The sequence below is a fragment of the Mesorhizobium sp. A556 genome (genome assembly GCF_054489545.1).
In genome coordinates, this window is the sequence record NZ_JBTMXA010000005.1 from 82,733 (window position 1) to 98,550 (window position 15,818).

The 15,818-nt window shown below is 62.3% G+C and carries 13 protein-coding genes; 1 reads left to right on the forward strand and 12 read right to left on the reverse strand.

The genetic code is table 11. The features are described from left to right. Positions 1–13 precede the first annotated feature (13 nt). The 12 genes from ACX3P0_RS12600 to ACX3P0_RS12655 form a co-directional block, all read right to left on the reverse strand. A complete protein-coding gene (locus ACX3P0_RS12600) occupies positions 14–1,063 on the reverse strand; it encodes a flagellar hook-associated family protein (protein WP_459077969.1) in 1,050 nt (349 codons plus the stop codon). 3 nt (positions 1,064–1,066) lie between these two features. Continuing rightward, positions 1,067–2,518, reverse strand: coding sequence for a flagellar hook-associated protein FlgK (gene flgK / locus ACX3P0_RS12605; protein WP_459088916.1), 1,452 nt, complete (start codon positions 2,516–2,518; stop codon positions 1,067–1,069). Between the two features lie 31 nt (positions 2,519–2,549). Then, complete coding sequence (locus tag ACX3P0_RS12610; RefSeq protein ID WP_459077971.1) at positions 2,550–3,806, reverse strand: flagellar hook protein FlgE; 1,257 nt, start codon at positions 3,804–3,806, stop codon at positions 2,550–2,552. A gap of 82 nt (positions 3,807–3,888) precedes the next feature. Further along, entirely contained in the window at positions 3,889–4,557 is a 669-nt protein-coding gene (locus ACX3P0_RS12615; protein WP_459077972.1) for a response regulator transcription factor, read from the reverse strand. Between the two features lie 214 nt (positions 4,558–4,771). Beyond that, a complete protein-coding gene (locus ACX3P0_RS12620) occupies positions 4,772–5,347 on the reverse strand; it encodes a transglycosylase SLT domain-containing protein (RefSeq protein WP_459089252.1) in 576 nt (191 codons plus the stop codon). Next, positions 5,301–6,740 (reverse strand): flagellar hook-length control protein FliK, encoded by a 1,440-nt coding sequence (gene fliK, locus ACX3P0_RS12625; RefSeq protein WP_459088918.1) that lies wholly within the window; start codon positions 6,738–6,740, stop codon positions 5,301–5,303. Before fliK ends, ACX3P0_RS12620 begins: the two co-directional genes overlap by 47 nt. After that, positions 6,737–8,116: a chemotaxis protein MotC gene (locus ACX3P0_RS12630; protein ID WP_459088920.1), complete on the reverse strand. Its 1,380-nt coding sequence runs from the start codon at positions 8,114–8,116 to the stop codon at positions 6,737–6,739. Before ACX3P0_RS12630 ends, fliK begins: the two co-directional genes overlap by 4 nt. Then, a complete protein-coding gene (locus ACX3P0_RS12635; protein ID WP_459088922.1) occupies positions 8,113–9,375 on the reverse strand; it encodes a MotB family protein in 1,263 nt (420 codons plus the stop codon). The genes ACX3P0_RS12630 and ACX3P0_RS12635 overlap by 4 nt, the downstream gene beginning before the upstream one ends. Continuing rightward, positions 9,372–9,992: a hypothetical protein gene (locus ACX3P0_RS12640; RefSeq protein ID WP_459088924.1), complete on the reverse strand. Its 621-nt coding sequence runs from the start codon at positions 9,990–9,992 to the stop codon at positions 9,372–9,374. The genes ACX3P0_RS12635 and ACX3P0_RS12640 overlap by 4 nt, the downstream gene beginning before the upstream one ends. Then, positions 9,992–11,617, reverse strand: coding sequence for a flagellar basal-body MS-ring/collar protein FliF (gene fliF, locus ACX3P0_RS12645; RefSeq protein ID WP_459077978.1), 1,626 nt, complete (start codon positions 11,615–11,617; stop codon positions 9,992–9,994). Before fliF ends, ACX3P0_RS12640 begins: the two co-directional genes overlap by 1 nt. Positions 11,618–11,734: 117 nt before the next feature. Then, positions 11,735–12,667, reverse strand: coding sequence for a flagellin N-terminal helical domain-containing protein (locus ACX3P0_RS12650; protein ID WP_459077979.1), 933 nt, complete (start codon positions 12,665–12,667; stop codon positions 11,735–11,737). A 205-nt stretch (positions 12,668–12,872) separates the two neighbouring features. Then, a complete protein-coding gene (locus tag ACX3P0_RS12655; protein WP_459088926.1) occupies positions 12,873–13,781 on the reverse strand; it encodes a flagellin N-terminal helical domain-containing protein in 909 nt (302 codons plus the stop codon). Between the two features lie 327 nt (positions 13,782–14,108). Here ACX3P0_RS12655 and ACX3P0_RS12660 point away from each other — a divergent pair, with 327 nt between their 5' ends. Next, positions 14,109–15,743, forward strand: coding sequence for a hypothetical protein (locus ACX3P0_RS12660; protein WP_459088928.1), 1,635 nt, complete (start codon positions 14,109–14,111; stop codon positions 15,741–15,743). The last annotated feature ends 75 nt before the right edge of the window (positions 15,744–15,818 follow it).

Below are 15,818 nucleotides of genomic sequence, written 5' to 3' on the forward strand. Positions count from 1 at the left end.
CGTCGGGTCTGGATCACGGGGTGAGGAAGTTGAGCAGGCTAAGCTGCTGGATGCGCGCGGTGAGAGCGAACGATGTCTGGATATGCGACACCAGATCGTTGACGCGGTTGGCCGCTTCGTAGGGGTCGACGCCTTCCAGATCCAGGATATGGCGGTTGAAAAGGTCGATCTGGGTGCTCATGCGGGTGTTGGCGTCCGTCACCCGCTGCTGGACGATACCGGTCTGCGACCGCGTCTGGTCGAGATTGCTCAACGCCTCGCCGACGAGAGAGAGCGAACGGGTGACAAGCGCCCGCTTGGCGTCGTCGCTCACATTGCTTCCCATCAGCTGCGTGACCAGCGAAGCAGCCATGGCCAGCTTGCGCACACCGTCATTGTTGGCGCTGACCGAGGTTTGCGTCGTCTCGTTCAAGGCGATGCGGCTGACGATCGATTCGTCGGTGGCGGTCGACCAGTTTTGCCAGTCGGTGCCGAAAAATTGCGGCTGGATGTCGTTGTCGATGAAATCGTTCATGTCGGCGGCGCTGATGCCTGCCGCCGCCGGATCGTTCTGGCTGAAGCCGAAACGGGCGACGAAGGCGCTGTCGAATGCCGCCTGTGCCGGCGAGCCGGCCTCGGTGAAATCGCCCATCGGCTTGATGTCGGTATTGGTGCCGGCAAACAGGTATTCGCCGTTGATGCTGGTGTTCAAAATCGATGCCAGCGCCTGCAGCGTCGCCTTGCCGCTGTCGCGGGTGATGTTGTCGGTCAGGTCGCCGGAGGTGGCGCTGGCAAGGCTGGAAAGCAATGTCTGCGCCTTGTCGGCAAGCTGATCGAGCGCATCCTGCGTGGCCGTCAGCCGTGCTGCGACAAGTCCGTTCGAATCTACGATTGCGTTCAGCCGGTCGAGGTCGCGGGCAAAGGTGACGGACTGCGCCGTGCGGCTGCCCAAGGCAAGGCCGACGTCGGCCACCTTGCCGGTGTCCATTTCCTTCTGTGCCTTGACGAGATCCACCTGCATGCGCATCTGCGAATAGCGCATCGCGTTGGAAATGCCCGAGGATGAGACGGAGGTGGCTTTCATGGCTTACCCCGCCGCCTGAAGCAGGGAGTCCAGCATCTGGTTCACCGTGCTGAGAATGCGCGCCGAAGCCTGATAGGTGTGTTCCAGGTCGAGCAGCATCGACATTTCCGTGTCGACATTGACGCCTGTGTCGTTGGACAGCGCCTCGGCGGAGCGGGTGGCCAGCGCTTCCTTGGAATCGGCGGCACTTGAGGCTTGCTGGCGCACGCCCTGGAACCATCCGATGGCATTGGCCGAATAGGCGGTCACGCTGGAATCGCTGGTGATGCCGGCTGCCGGGCTGAAAGCCATCGGCTCGTCGAGCCGGTCGCCATAGGCGATCAGCAGGTCCGCGTAGGCGGAGCCGCTGGTGTTGACGACATAGGCCGCGCCATTGGCGCCGCCGTCGCGCAATTTTGCAGGATCGCCCCCAGTGGCAGGGTCCATCGCCGCGTTGATCTTGATCGAACCAGCCAGGCCGTTGACCAGCGTGCCGGAAGCCGGGACCGCAGGCCCGCCGGACCAGGTGAACAGGCCGGCAAGATCGGGATTGCCCGGCGATGTCTCCGCAAAGGCCGTGACCAGCCCGCGCGCTATTTCGTCGAGCTGGCTCTGCATGGTGGCGGCGACGCCGTCACGCAGCTGCACCATCCCGGCAAGCTTGCCCGAAGCGTCGGTGTTGCCGCCCGTGCCGCCGGTAACGCGGACATTGTCGATATAGACGGCGCTTCCCGCCATGCCGGCCGCATAGCCGGGCGAGGGCGAGAACGTGACCGAGCGCGGGATCGTCTCGAACAGCGTCGTGCCGTCGGTCGTGGTGATGACCATGTCGTTGCCGCCGCGCGTGTAGGTCGAAACCGGCACGTATTCGGCGATCTTCTTCAGCAGCGCGTCGCGCTGGTCCAGCGCGTCGGATACGTCGGAGCCGGAGCGTGTTCCCGACACGATTGCCGTGTTGGCATCCTGAAACTGGCCGAGTAGCGAATTCAAATCGCCCACGGCCGCGGCGATCTGGCCATCGGTCTGCGTGCGAAAATCCTGGATCGCGTTGGTGCCGTCGTTCAGCGAGCGCACCACCTGGCGGGCTGCGTCGATGACGTTGGCGCCCAGATTCTGGTTGGATGGCGAGGTCGAGTAGAGCTGCAGCGCATTCTGGAGCGCACCGATGGCCGTCGACGCCGACGAGGCGTTATCGACGCCGTTGACCGACAGGTCCAGCCTGTCCATGCCGTTGTAAAGTGCGCTCTGGCCCGCCCATGACGACAGCGCCGACAGGTTCTGGCGAAAAAGCAGTTCGTTGGTCGCGCGCTGGATATCGACATAGCGCGCGCCGGGCGCGGTGGAGATGACGGTCGCGGTACGGCGTGAATAGTCCGGATTGGAGGCGTCCGCCACATTGCGGGAGACAACGCTGGTCTGGCGCGACGTGTTTTGAAGTGCCGACTGGGCGATGTTCAATGCTGAGGACAGCGACATGCGGGTCTTTCAGAAGCCTCAGGCTTCTCCTCTATCTCTTCAGGTTGACGAGGACGTCCATGAGGTCCGAACCGGTCTGGAACACTTTCGAGTTGGCGGTGTAGCTGCGCTGTGCCGCGATCATGTCGGTCAATTCCTCGGCGATATCGACGTTGGAGTTTTCCAGCGCGCCGGAAACGATGGAGCCCTGCTTGCCTTCATTGGCAAACCCGATGCGAACGGCGCCGGAATCGGTGCCCTGCGAATAGACGTTGCCCGGCAGCACCGTGAGATTGTCCGGGCTCTGGACGTCCGCCAGCGGTATCTTGTAGAGCGCTTTGGTGGAACCGTCCTTGTACTGCGCGAAGATGGTGCCATCCTTGCTGATCTGGATCTTGTCGATGGTGCCGGGCGCGCTGCCGTTTACCGCCCCGTCGGACACGGTGAAGCCTGCACCGAGCTGGCTCATCTTGGAAAGATCGAGGGTGAACGATGCGCCGCCGGGGACAGGCACCGTAACACCGCCAGGCGGAGTTATCATCTTGCCGGTGGTGGCGTCGAAGGCAAGGTTTGCCGTGCCGAGCGCGCCGCCGGTATAGGGGAACGACGTGCCGGGGGTGGCCTGCGACTGGTCGAAGACCGTGACTTCCCACTGCCCCGCCGTGGGCGTCTTGGTGAAATACACGTCCAGCAACTTCTTGTTGCCGAGATTGTCATAGACGACCATCGACGATTTTGCCGAATACTCGCTGGTGGAAAGGTTAGCCGATGGCAGGTCGCCGGTGACCGGTGTGGCATTGGCTGCGAGGTTGCCGGTGTAATAGCCTTCGGTGCTGGGCGTCGCTGACATTTCCTTGTCGGAGATTATAACCGGCTCAAGGCCATCGAAGCCGTTGACGGTCGCGGCGGGGGTTCCGTTCTCATAATTGTAAGCCATGAGCTGGTAGCCGGCAGCGTTGACCAGTCTGCCTTCGCCATCTGGAACGAATGCGCCCGCGCGCGTCAGGAAGGGGGTGCCGCTTGGGCTCTGGACCACGAAGAAACCGCTGCCGTCAACGGCGAGATCCGAAACGGAGGTCGTGTATTGCATCACGCCCTGCGCGCTGATCGAATTCATGACCGTCGTGGAAACACCGCCGGAATTGTAGGCGCCGCCTGTCGTGGGCATGACCAGCGTGGAGAATTCGGTGGAGGCGCGCTTATAGCCGGTGGTGTCGGCGTTGGCGATGTTGTCGGCGGTGGTGGACAGGCGGTTGGCCTGCGCGTTCATGCCGGACACGCCGGTCCGCATCATTCCATATAGGCTCATTGAAGTGTTTCCCCGTATCCCGCATGGCAGGTGACAAGGTTAGCGCTTCTGTCTTGCGCGAGGCTGGCGCAATTGGCAGCCATCAGAAAACCAGCCGATAGCCGAGGAAGCGCTTGGAATCGATGGGGTCGCTACCCAGCCGTTCGCGCAGCTTCTTGCGCAGCTTGCTGATGTGGCTTTCCACCACGTTTTCTTCGACATCCTCGTCGAAGATGCCGTAGATCGCGTTGAAAACCTGCGTCTTGGTCACGCGCCGGCCGCGGTTGCCCGCCAGATATTCGAGAATGCGCCGCTCGCGCCGCGGCAGGGGAAGCGGCTGGCCGTCGATCTCGGGATCGCGACCGTCCATGAAGATGCGCATCGCGCCGATTTCCGTGTAGGCCACGTCCTCGTGGGCGCGGCGGCGGATGGCGGTTATGCGCGCCAGGATTTCGCGGATGTGGACCGGCTTGCGAATGACGTCGTCGACGCCGGATTCAAACAGGCGAAGGGTGTTTTCAAGCGAGTGCTGCTCGCTGAGCGCGATGACCGGCGCACCTGTCCGGTTGCGCAACTGGCGCGGCGAAATCGTGCTCTCGCGGCAATCTCCGATAAGGAAGGCCCGGACCGACTTGAGGTCGCCGTCCGCCGCGCCCGATACCCAGTCGTCGAAGTCGCCGGGTGCGAACCCGGCGCACGCTATCCCCTCGCGGTCGAATAGTGAGTTGTAGCCCTCGGTTACCAGCTCGCGTTCATCTACGACCACGATCATTGGCCCGTCCCCCGAATCAGTTCATCTGCCCCTGGGTCAAAGGGGTAGTCGCAGTCGGGAATCGTGGACAACCATCAATTCTTGTAGCTAGTTTCTTGGGAGTCTCGCGGAATGCCCCCTTGCGGAATCGGTCCTTGGCGGCCCCTGGGGGCGGTCCAGGAGCATGGCTCTCCGCCCTCCGAAACGGCATCTAGCCGGTTCGGATAGGGATCGATCAATACACTTTGGGATTGCAGAACGCACGCGCGTTGGACGTCCATTTACCGAAGCTGACCGCGACCATATTGGTGATGACGCGGCAGACGTAGCGTTTCTGCGCGGGGTCGTTGTCAGGCCCGGCATGATAGCGCGCGACGGCCATCGACCATGTCTCGTGGCGGGCATGCAGGCTGGCCAGGAACCGCGCCGCATAATCGACATTCTGGCGTGGATCGAGCATGTCCGCGACGCTGCGGAAATGCGAGGCGTGATAGTGATGGTTGATCTGCATGCAGCCGAGATCGATCAGTTTTTTGCCCGCGCGTTGCGCATTCGCGAACGCTACGAGCGCCTCGCTACGGCTTTTCGGAAATACGGCTTTCCCCTCTATATTCAATGCATTAGGCTGAAGGCTGCCTTTGTTTCCGGTCTCGGTCAGACCCACGGCATAGAGGATGCCGGCAGGAATTCCATACCGGTCTGAGGCGCGCAGGATTTCGGCTTCGCACGGATTTCCGGATGTGCTGGCGGCAAGGACGGGCAGGCTAGATGAACCGATCGCCACCAGGGCGCAGGCGAGTAGGCGCAGCATTCTGCTCGTGATTTTGACCGTCATTGTTGCGGTTCCTTCCGGATTGCTGGCCTCCAGACATGTTGCCGTCGCCACCGGAATTACCTGGCTGGAAAGACGAGGAATCGCGGCCACCTGGAGCGCTGCCCATGGCCGCATTATCCGCGCGGGTGGCAGCAGGCGCTGCTATCGAAGGTTGTAGGACGGTCACTTTGTCGACGTCGAAACCCATCGCGTGGAGCGACTTGACGAGGCTGTCCGCATCGGATGACAGCCGCCTGTGCGCTTCGTGATTTTCGGGTGTCAGTTCGATCGAAAGCTGGCCTCCCGAAAGGCGAAGACTGGCCGTGATCATGCCGAGTTCGGCAGGATGCAGTTCGATCTTCAAAATGTGTGACGATTGCGCAACAGTGGAAGCCCATTGGGGAAGCCCATTGGACGGCGAAAAGGCCGCGCGCGCGCTGCCGTCCATCGCGATGGCGCTGGCGAGGCTGGTTACCGTCTGGCTTGCCGGATGCTGGGCGGGCGCCGGAAAGTTGTGTTCGCCGGTGACGACGACATGCGCGGGAGATGCCGCTTGTCCGTCGACGCGAGAATTGCGGAGCGTGGTCTTCGGCGACTCCTTGTCGGCTTTCCTGTCAAGGGCCGAGACTGGCTCTTGCGAGGTTTTTTCATCACGATCAGGCCCGGCCAGGTCGGCAGGGTCGGTCGGATTGGCCGGACCGACTGGGCCGGCCGGCTTGGCTGGCTTGGCTGGATTGGCTGAACTTGCCGGGTTTGCCGAATTGGCGGGACCGGCCAGCGACGGGGTTTGCAGAACGTCGGGCTTGCCGTTTCGTACTTCCGTGGCCGAGGTTCTGGCCTTGTCGCGCGGCATGGCTGCGGGCTCGTTCGCGGCCACCGACGCGACCATCGTTTCCAATCGACCCGGTGCTGGCGCAGACGTCTCGCCTGTTGGTGCCTGCGGCATGTCGGCCGTTATCCCTGCTTTTGCCTTGGCGTCCGCTTCGCCGGACGCCGGCGCAGTGCGAGGCTCGCTCAGGGCGATAAGCAGGGGTATTTCGGCGTGCGGCTGGTGATCTTCGGCGTGCTTTGCCTTGCGGTCCTTGTCTTTCGGCTCCGCTGTGGCCGATGTCGTCGCCTCATCGCTGCCTTCCGGCGAAGGGTCGGTAGCGTCGTCCGCGGTCGCCATGGCCTTGTCGTCGCTATCAGTAAATTTCGTGACCAAGTCCGGCCAGTGTGGCTGAAGGAAGGCAGCGGACTTGGCTTGATCCTGCGCTCTTGGCGGTTGCGCGGTTTGCTCGGCATTCCGCAAATGGCTGCCGAAGTCGGCGTCGCCCTTGTCGTCGCCGGTCGTTCGGGCAGGCTGGGCGCCGGAAGTAACCGGACCGGGTAAAGTTGCGCCGACATTCATTTGGGGGAGGCTCCCAGCATCTGGTCGATTTTTGCTAGCTTGCGTTGGGCTGCGGCAATGGCGGTGTCGGTGTGATCGGGTGCGAGCGTTGTCTCGTTCGTCGAAACAGGTTCCGCATATGCGGCCTCGATTGGAGCGGCCCCGATTGGCGCGGCAGAGGCAGGCGAGGCGGATGCTTCGATAATCGGCTTTTCCGGCATGGCGCCCTCGACAGCGGGCAGGTCGGTCGCTTCCGAAACAGCAACGTCAGGCACTGGCTGGCTGGCATCAGGGGGCGGCGGGCCTGCGACGGGCGCGCGCCTTGGCGCGGCAACAGGTGGCGGGGCGGCGACCATCTCGCTGGCAACGGCGCGGGCGGCATCGAGCAGCGATTGATCGCCTAGCGAAAGCTTGCTGCGATCGATCGATTTCAGTTTCTCGCGCACCTCTTCGACGGTGGCCGAGGTAACGGTGGAGAGGCTGGCATAGAGCAATGCGCGCGGGTCGTCCTCGTTGCTGTTGCCGTTGCGGCCCTGTTCGGCCTTGGCCGAGGCGAAGGTCGAAAGGTCGATCAGCCCCTCGATTGCCGCGCGCCGGGCGATGCGCAGGTAGATTACCTTCTCGCGCTCGGCATCCATCATCGCGGTGATGTCGGCCAGCTTGTCCTGGCTGACTCCCTCATGCAACGCGATCGCGCCCGCGACGAAGGCGTCGGCGAACTGGCTGGCGTAGGGTGAACGAAGAAAGCGCTCGACATACTGGGTGGAGGCAAGCGCGAAACGCGCGGCGTCGCCTTGTGCGGTGGCGATGGCGACGGAACGGCGAAGTGCGGCCTCCTCGACCAGCGTGCCGGGGCTGAGCAGGCGTGCCTGATCGAGTAGCGCAAGTGCTTCCGTGGGTTGTTCCGAAGCGAGCAGCGATCCCTTGACCAGCGCGAGAAACGCACCAAGGTCGCTCGGCAATTGCATCGGATCGACGGGTTTCAGGGCTTCGATGGCGGCGGCCGGATGGCCGCTCAGATAGTCGATTACTCCCTCGGAGATGGCGCGATTATTGCCGTCAAGCTCGATGCGCGACGTGGCCACCTTGAGGGTCGTGGGGTTGCCGCCGCTCATGCCATAGACGAGCAGCGCGCGAAAATTCTTCGGCTCCTTGAAGAGGTCCGGCGAAGCTGCGCGCAGCCGCGCATCGATCATCTCCAGCAGTTTCCCCTGCATCGGCAGCGCGGCATGGTCACCATTGGCGATGCGGTCCTGCACGAGTTGCAGCGAGCGCACGAGTTGGTAGGGCTGCAGTTCTTCGCCCGCCATCGACGCGCCAGGCAGGATGATCGCCGAAAGAGCAAGGCCGATCATGCAATGCCAGGCCGATGGATGGTGGGGCGCGAGGCGTCTCATCCGTCGTTTTCCAGGCGGATTTCAATGCGGCGGTTGACGGCGGCCAGAGGATCGGACGCGTCCTTGGGTTTGCGATCGGCGAAACCGGATACTTCGACGACGCGGCTCTCTTCGACACCGCCGCGAACCAGCATGTAGTACGCCGATTGAGCACGCGCCGTGGATAGCCGCCAATTATCATAGGTGGCGCTTTTGAAGGGGCGGGCATCGGTATGCCCTTCTATCGTGATCTTGCCCTTCTGGCCGTTGATGATGCGGCCGATCTTGTCCATCGCCAATACGAGGTCGTGGTTGGGCGTGGCCGAACCGATCTGGAACATGCCGAAATCCAGTTGATCGGTGATCGAGATGATGACGCCCTTGTCGGTCACTTGGACCGAAACCCCGTCATGCAGTTTGTCGCCTGCCTTGAACGCTTCCTCAATTTGCTTGCTGACTTCCGCGGTCGTCTTGAGAGCGCTGGCGGACGGCGCGTTTTCCGCTTTGCCGATCTTGTCCTGCACCGTGTTCGCGGAGTCGTTGACAGTGGTGGTTTCGCCTGGCTGCGCCGGCGTGCCGGAAGAGGGGGGGACGGCCTTGACTCTGGCCACCTGCGTTTCGGCGGCCTTGTCGCCGGGCTGTACCGGGTCGCCCTCTATCTTCGCCCGCTCGGCGCTGGCTTCGGCTGCCGGCTCGGCCATTTGCTGGGACCAGAAATCGGGAGCAAAGGGGTCGCGATAGGAGGTGCCGCCGGATGCGCCTGTCGCAGGCCCTGCATTTTGCATGCCGCCATCGCCTTTCTGGCTGACGTTTTGCATCGTGCCGGTGTCCATGGCGATTTCAGCCAGCACGGCATACGGGTCGGCGAAGAGGCGTTCGTCGGCATTGTCGGCTCGCTTGGGGGCCGCCGCGGAATCCTGGGTTTGCGAAGACTTGGCGCCGCTGTCGCCGCCCTGGCCTGCTTTGGAGGTCGATTTCTCAGGAGAATCGGCCGTCAGTCCCGATTCTCGCGGGCCATCGCCAAGATCCTCCAGGCCCTTGCGGCTGGCATCGCGGTCGATCAGCTTGACCGGGTTGAAGTAACTCGCAACGGCTGCTTTCGTCTGCTCGTTGGCGGCGTTGATCAGCCACATGACGAGGAAGAAGCACATCAAGGCGGTCATGAAGTCGGCGAAGGCGATTTTCCAGACGCCGCCGTGAGGGGCTTCGTCATGGTCGCTGTGGGCGCGCCGGACGATGATGATTTCTTGCCGCGCATCGTGGGTATCGACGGCGCTCATGCGAGAATCTCGCCGAATGCGTCGGCCCATTCGCCCATGCGGGTTTCAATCACGGCATCGTCTATGATGACGGTCAGGTCGAAACCGGGCGCTTCGACGAAATCGAGGCGCTCGGCATGGACCCCGAGTGCGGCGACAAGCGGCTCGAACAGCGATTGCGGCCCGCGCACCTTTATGCGCGTTGCCTCTCTTCCGCCAATGCTCGCTTGAATGGAATGGGCGAGCGCTTCCAGCGAGCGCTTGCGCAGATCGTCGCCGAGCGCGTTGCCGAGAATGCGGGTAACGGAAGCCCCGACGACTTCGCCGATGCGGGCTTCCATGGCGTCGATCCGCTCGGCGATCCGCTTGCCGACATCGTCGCCAAGGCTTTCGAGAAATACCTTGGCCTCTTGCGCATTTGCCTCGCGCTCGGTCTCCAGTGCTGCCTGGTGCGCTGCGGCCAGCCTTGCCTCCAGCGCGGTCTCGGCCTCGGCAACGGAGCGGGCGACGATGGCCTCGACATCCACCGCCGGCTGGACATGCCGTTTGGGCTGGTCAGCTTCCGTCGGAGCCGTTCCATGGCGCGGGAGGCTTGCGCCGAAATCCGGCAACAGGTCGAAAAGGGCTGCGGAGGGCATCAGCCGACGGCTTCCTGGGCGGCCCATTTACGCAGGATCTGCGCGGTGCGCTCCTCGTTGATGTCAACCATGCGGGCAAGCCGATCCTGCGGCGCCGGCCTCAGCTTCTGGCGAAGATCGTCCAGCGCAGTCGGCCCCGTGCGGCTCAGGGCCGCTGCATCGGCTGCCCCGTCAGGATTTGGCAGCGCGCGCTGAACCTCGTCGAAGCTCGGTTCGGCCAGCGCCGGCGTCGCCTGTGCGGTCAGGGCCGCCGCCATCGGCCGCAGCCCGAAGAACGCCACCAGGAAAACCACGACGATGAAGGCGGCGGCGTTAATCAGGCTGCCGGTATAATGCCCGATGGATTCCAGGATGCTGGTCTTCGGGATCGCCTCGCCGTCGAGGCCGTCGATGAACTCCACCGAGGAGACGTCGATGACGTCGCCGCGCTTGTCGTCGAAGCCGGTGGCCGACGCCACCATCTTCTGGATGTCGGCAACCCGCGCCGCGATGTTTTCCGGCGTGGCGTCCTTGCCAAGGATCGATACCAGCCTTTGCCGGTTGACCACGACGGCAACCGACATCTTGCTGACCGAATAGCCGTTGGAAACGGTGGCTATCTTCTTGGAATTGATCTCGTAATTGGTAATCTCTTCCTTGCGGTCGTTCTGCGAGGTCGATTGCGGCCCTTCCGTGGTGGTGGTCTGGGTTTCGGGCAGGTTCTGTTCGACGCTGGCCGGCGTGGAGGTCTGTTTCTGGCTGCTGTTCTCGTTGTTGCGCACCGTCTGCACCGACCGCTCGACGCGCGAATCCGGATCGAAGATCGTTTCCTCGATCTGGCGCGTGTCGGTGTTGACGTCGGCCTTGACGCTGGCGCGGAAATTATCGGGGCCGAGATAGGGGCTTAGCGCGCGGCGGATGTTGTCCTCGATCTGCGCTTCGACCGATTGCTCGATGCCCAGCGTGCGGGCGGCGCTCGAATTCGAGGGATCGTCGCCCGATGCGAGAAGGTTGCCGCTGGAATCAAGCACCGTTACCCGGTCCGCAGCCAGCGCCGGCACCGCCGCAGCGACCAGATGGCGGATCGACATGGCGGTCTTCTGGGCGTCGACGCCGCTGTAGCGGATGACGACGGAGGCCGACGGCTGCTGCTCCTCGCGGCGGAAATTCGCGCGTTCCGACATGACGATGTGGACGCGTGCCGCCTTGATGCCGGAAATCGAGCGGATGGTGCGGGAAATTTCGCCTTCGAGCGCCCGCACGCGGGTGATCTGCTGCATGAAGGAGGTGAGGCCGAGCGAGCCGACATTGTCGAACAGCTCATATCCGGCATTGGCGCTGGTCGGCAGACCCTTTTCGGCCAGCAGCATGCGCGCTTGCGCCGTGGCGCCGGCCGCAACGAGAACCGTGGTTCCATCCGAGCCGACATCGAAGTCGATGCCGGCTTCGCCGAGCACCATGCCGATCTGGTTTACGTCGGACCGCTCCAGCCCGACATAGAGCGTTTCGTAGGCGGGGCGGTTGAGATAGACCGCGCCGATGCCGATCACCGCAAACACCAGCGCCGTTATGCCGGCCAGGATGGCCAGCCTCTTCGTGCCGAAACCCTTGAGGTTCGAGATGATAGTCTGGATCTGTTCCGGCACGGATCGATGGCTCCCGCATCATTGCCCATGCCGACCCTAGACCGCGAAGCTTGTGCGAAAATGAAATCGGGCCGCATCATTGACGCGGCCCGATAATCTCTACGCAGATCCGGACGTTCAGCCCTTGAACAGGGACAGGATGTTTTGCGATGTCGCGTTGGCGATCGACAGCGACTGGATACCGAGCTGCTGCTGGACCTGGAGCGCCTGCAGCTTTGTCGATTCCTGGTTCATGTCGGCATCGACAAGCTGGCCGACGCCACGGTCGATGGAGTCCATCAGCTTGGAAACAAAGTCCTTCTGCATGTCGATGCGGGACTTGGCGGCTCCGAGTTCGGAGGCGGCGGCCGTCATGGTGCCAAGCACTTTCTCGATATCGGTCAGGAGGTTGTCGAATTGGACAGCATCGGAGGAGCCGGTGACGCTGGCCATACCAGTCGCAGACAGGTCGATATCGAGGAGCGATACCCCGGAATTCGTTCCGCTCGCGTCGAGGATGCCGGCATGCGTCGACGCCGAGGCGTCGATGAGGCGGATATTGCCATACAGGATGCTGATCGATCCGGTGATCACGGCGCCGGTCGAATCACGGTTGTAAGACGAGATCACATCCAGGGAGAGGTTGGTCGAGGTCGAGTCCGTCTTGAGCAGATTGGCTCCGGCGTAGGTGGCGCCGCCAATGGAGTCCTTGAGCTGATCCTGGTATGCCTTGATCTCACTTTGAATCTTGGCCCGATCTTCCGGGCTGGAGGTCTTGGCCAGAAGCACCTTGGCCTTGATATCGTCAATGACGGTCATGGCCGAGTTCATCGCGGTATAGGCGGTGTCGACCTTGCCTGCGCCGAGGCCGAGCGCATCCTGCACGACCGAGTTCGCCTTATTGTCGGAACGCATCGTGGTCGCGATCGACCAATAGGCTGCGTTATCGCTGGCATCGGCGACGCGGAAACCTGTCGAGATACGGGCCTGCGTCTGCTCGAGCTGCTTGTTCGTCGCGTTCAGGCTCTGCAATGCAGTCATTGCAGAAGCGTTCGTCATGATGCTTGCCACGGGACACCCCTTCCTCAAACCACCCGCCGGTCCGGGCTGGTGAAACCCAGCACACACGTTCGGTTAACCATATTTACAAAGGCATGGTTAACAGACGATTAAACGGGCGGAGCTTGGGAAGCGGGTTGAACGCGAAAAGGCCGCGCTTCCAGAAGAAGCGCGGCCTTTTCAGTTTGATACCCGGCTGGAGTGCCGGGTGCGAGCCTTAGCCGCGGAACAGCGACAGGATCGACTGCGTGTTCGAATTGGCGATCGACAGCGACTGGATGCCGAGCTGCTGCTGGACCTGAAGCGCCTGCAGACGGGTCGATTCCTTGTTCATATCCGCGTCGACCAACTGGCCGACACCGCGATCGAGTGAGTCGGAGAGCTTGGAGATGAAGTCCTTCTGCATGTCGATGCGGGCCTTGGCTGCGCCGAGTTCGGCAGCGCCGGTGGCCATGCCCTTGAGAGCCGTTTCGATACCCGTGAGCAGGTCGTCGAAGCCGCTGCCCGTCGTCGCGGCGCCGGTTCCGGAAACCTTGAGATCCAGGATCGAGACGTCGCCGGTGGCTCCCGCGTCCAGTAGGCCGGTGTCCCCGCTGCCCACTCCGATAAGGCGGATATTGGCAAGATCGACGTCGATTGTGCCGGTCGTGACAGCACCCGAGGAATCACGGTTGTAGGAGGTCATGACCGTAAGCGTGGTGTCGGTCGCGGAGTCGTTCTTCAGCAGGTTGGAACCGGCGTAGCTGGCGCCACCGATATTGTCCTTGAGCTGCGCCTGAAGCGACGAGATTTCAGTCTGGATCTTGGCGCGGTCGTCGTCGCTCGAGGTTTTGGCCAGCAGGACTTTTTGCTTGATCTGGTCGACGACCTCGATGGCGGAATTCATGGTGGTGTAGGCCGTGTCCACCTTGCCGGCGCCGAGGCCGAGCGCATCCTGGAGGACCGAATTGGCCTTGTTGTCGGAACGCATGGTCGTGGCGATCGACCAGTAGGCGGCATTATCGCTGGCGGTGGAAACACGGTAGCCCGTCGAGATGCGCGACTGGGTGGTTTCGAGAGCCTTGTTGGTGGAGTTCAGGCTCTGCAGCGCGGTGAGCGCAGCGGTGTTGGTCATGATGCTGGACATGAGTACGCGTACCTTGTTTTTACTGGAAAACTTTTGACATACCGGGCTGTCCGGTATGACGGTACGGCATCATGCCCATGATCGCTGAAACCCGATCACCCGCCATTTGCTGGAAGATGACAGAGAGTTCCTGCAAAAGGGCTAAGCTTTATGGTTAACGGAGAATGAAGTTGCTTCGCCGACGCATGGCCTGGCGGCAATGCCCTTTTTAGGGGCGAGGCAACCCGTTATTTCCCCCTGAAAGGGACAGCTTCGCGCAATCCATGCCGGTTAAAATCGGCGCATGGGATGCCCAAGCGGCACGAAAATATCTGGGCTGGGGAAGACATGGCATCAGCAAAAGGCGCTCGCAAAGACTTTTTGGCAAACGGCCATCGCTCGCCGGCAGGCGGTAGTATTCGCGGCGCCGACGCGCTCGTGCGGGCCGTGACCGGTGGTGGAACAAGCGCTGCCGATCTGATCGGTTCCACACAGGACATTTCCCAAGACCGGAAGACGATCAAGAAGGCTGGCCGAATTCTGAAGCAAGCGGTCGAAGCCCTGGATGCGCGTCGCTACAAGGCTTCGGAGGCGCTCTTCGATGAAGCAATCGCCCTGCTAGACACGCCGCCGTCGCGCTTGTGGTGCTATCGCCTTGTCGCCGCGTCCAAGGGGGACAATTACGAATACGTCGTCAACAATTACGAGCGTATCCGGGCTCTCGCTTCCAGCGATGAGGAATTGGTCGTGGTCGATCGCGCCTGGATCGACTGTCTCTCGGCCGGAGGCTTCTTTCATGAAGCGTTGCGGCAAGCCGAGACGTTGTTGTCTACCCGCAAAACCGGTGCCTGGGCCTCGATCAAGTCCGCCACCGGCGTGATCCACGCCAAGCTTGGCAATCTTGACAAGGCAATCGCCATCCAGAAGTCGATTCTAGAAACCGAGCCGTCGCATATACTTGCGCGTTGGAACCTTGCCATCCACCAGTTGGAGGCAGGCGAATTGCCCGAAGCCTTCGACAATTACGAGGCCCGCTGGCAATGGCCGGATTTTCCCTCGGAACGCCGCACCTTCGACGTGCCGCCATGGAACGGGGAGAGCCTCGAAGGGAAACGCATCCTCGTCTGGCGCGAACAGGGGGTAGGCGATGAAATCCGATTTTCGGGCATCTTGCCCGATCTCATCGCTACCGGAGCGCAAATAACGTTCGAGTGCAGCGGCAAGCTTGCCGCGCTTTTTCGCGCGTCCTTTCCGGAAATCGATGTCCGCGCCGTGCAGCCTGCCGACATGCGCCGGCAGCGGGACTATCGGGATTTCGATTTCGAGGTTCCGATTGGCTCGCTCACGCGGCACTTCCGGCCGACGGTGGCGGAAATGCAGGCGAAATGCAGGCCGTGGCTCAAGCGCGACGCCGAGATCGAGAACAAAATGCGCGCCGACATGAACGTGGCCCCGCACAAGCCGGTCATCGGTCTCAGTTGGCGGTCGACCAATCGGAACCTGCAAAGGAACCGGCACTTTGTGGGTGCCGACTACCTTGCGCCGCTAAAGCTGCTCGGCGGGAGCAAATTTCTTTGCGTGCAGTATGACGAGTGCCGGGACGAGGTTGCCTCGATGCGCGAGTTGGGCCTGCCGATATATGACTTCCCCAACATCGACCAGATGAATGATCTGGTGTCGGCGTCCTATCTCCTGGGGGCCTGCGATCTGGTTATCTCCGCCCCGACGGCCACCGCCGAGCTTTCGGCGGGGCTTGGCGTTCCCACCATAATGTTCGGGTCCAGGAATTCCCACATCCAGCTTGGAACGGATGGCGTGCCTTGGCATCCGGCGTCGCGTTACCTGGCGTTGGACCCGGACGACCCTATTGGCGTTGCCAAATCCGTTCTCTTCACCTGGAAGGAAATCGCCCCCTGGGCTGAACAAGCGAGCATTTCCGGACGGAGCATCGACTGGGGTCTGTCCTTTCCAGGGGCTGGCTGAAAGGCCGTTACCGAATCGGTTACGAGTGATCAGGGCCGGCGTGATTGCCGGTCTCTTTCTTTGTGGAAACGGCGG

Bases quoted from the DNA above. Each gene is read 5' to 3' on its own strand.
- ACX3P0_RS12635 (WP_459088922.1), bottom strand. From the start codon at position 9,375: ATGAGCGCCGTCGATACCCACGATGCGCGGCAAGAAATCATCATCGTC.
- fliK (WP_459088918.1), bottom strand. From the start codon at position 6,740: ATGAATGTCGGCGCAACTTTACCCGGTCCGGTTACTTCCGGCGCCCAG.
- ACX3P0_RS12620 (WP_459089252.1), bottom strand. From the start codon at position 5,347: ATGCTGCGCCTACTCGCCTGCGCCCTGGTGGCGATCGGTTCATCTAGC.
- ACX3P0_RS12655 (WP_459088926.1), bottom strand. From the start codon at position 13,781: ATGTCCAGCATCATGACCAACACCGCTGCGCTCACCGCGCTGCAGAGC.
- flgK (WP_459088916.1), bottom strand. From the start codon at position 2,518: ATGTCGCTGTCCTCAGCATTGAACATCGCCCAGTCGGCACTTCAAAAC.
- ACX3P0_RS12610 (WP_459077971.1), bottom strand. From the start codon at position 3,806: ATGAGCCTATATGGAATGATGCGGACCGGCGTGTCCGGCATGAACGCG.
- ACX3P0_RS12615 (WP_459077972.1), bottom strand. From the start codon at position 4,557: ATGATCGTGGTCGTAGATGAACGCGAGCTGGTAACCGAGGGCTACAAC.
- ACX3P0_RS12600 (WP_459077969.1), bottom strand. From the start codon at position 1,063: ATGAAAGCCACCTCCGTCTCATCCTCGGGCATTTCCAACGCGATGCGC.
- ACX3P0_RS12640 (WP_459088924.1), bottom strand. From the start codon at position 9,992: ATGCCCTCCGCAGCCCTTTTCGACCTGTTGCCGGATTTCGGCGCAAGC.
- ACX3P0_RS12660 (WP_459088928.1), top strand. From the start codon at position 14,109: ATGGCATCAGCAAAAGGCGCTCGCAAAGACTTTTTGGCAAACGGCCAT.
- ACX3P0_RS12630 (WP_459088920.1), bottom strand. From the start codon at position 8,116: ATGAGACGCCTCGCGCCCCACCATCCATCGGCCTGGCATTGCATGATC.